This window comes from Streptomyces sp. NPDC002868, from assembly GCF_055563295.1.
Window position 1 is genome coordinate 1 of the sequence record NZ_JBVHDR010000096.1, and the last position, 1,052, is coordinate 1,052.

The following is a 1,052-nucleotide window of genomic DNA, read 5'->3' on the forward strand; positions in this document are numbered from 1 at the left end:
GGCGCTCAGGTCCAGGCGTGCGCTGGTGCCGCGCGCCCAGTGGCGTACCTCCGCGCCCGCCAGCCGCATCAGCTGCGGCAGCAGGTCGGTGCAGCGGCGCGCCACCCACGCGGTGCCGGCCGTGGCGAGCCACAGCACGGACGCGGACCGGCTCGGCGGCGGCTGCTCAGGCTCTCCGCCGGGCGCCGTCCCGTGGGCGAGCCCGCGCTCGGCCAGCAGCTCGTGGAAGCGCCGGGCGATCATCCGGTGCCCACGCTCGCCCGGATGCAGGCGGTCGGCGCTCCACATGGACCTGTCGGCGACCCAGGCGGCGTCCGCGGTATGCAGATGTACCGCGCCGTAGCGGTCGGACAGGGCGTGGACGACCGCGTTGACCGCCCGCTGACGCCTGGCGAGCGGGCGGGCCAGCGGCAGGGGCAGCCCGAGCATGCTGCCGGGGTCGGGCAGACAGGCGGTCAGCAGCACGGTGCCGCGGGCCACGAGCTGCTTGCACACGGCGTCGAGCTGCCGGGCCATGTCCTCTATGTCGAAGGTGCGGCGCAGGGTGTCGTTGACCCCGACGAGTACCGCGGCGATGTCGGGTTCGAACGCCAGCGCCTCGGGGGCCTGGCGCTCGACGACGTCCCGGGTGAGCGCCCCGCTGACGGCGAAGTTCCGGAAGTCGGCGGGCGCATCGCCACCCCCGATCCCCGAGGCGAGCAGAGCGGCCCACCCCCGCCAGTGGTCACCGACGCGATCGCCTACGCCTTCGGTGAGGGAGTCGCCGAGAGCGGCGAAACGGGCCGCGCGCGAGGGGCGTTGGGGGACGGGTCCGGCGCCGGGCGCGCGGTGGCTGACGGACGGGGTTACGGCGGCAGCCATGGAGGCATACGCGCCCACCGGGGCGCCATCCCCAACCGCCGGGGCCACGACGGCAACCTGGGAGACGTACGCGCCCACGCAGGCGCCGTCCCCGACCACCGGGGCCACGACGGCAGCCATGGAGACGCACGCGCCAACCGGGGCGCCGTCCCCGGCCACCGGGGCGCACCCGGTGACGCGTTGACGTACCG

General features: G+C 76.0%; 1 protein-coding gene. It reads right to left on the minus strand.

What is annotated here, in order from left to right:
* Positions 1–981: SGNH/GDSL hydrolase family protein (locus tag ACZ3H8_RS40865; protein ID WP_467410465.1), on the minus strand; the 981-nt coding region annotated here is incomplete at its 3' end.
* Positions 982–1,052 lie beyond the last annotated feature (71 nt).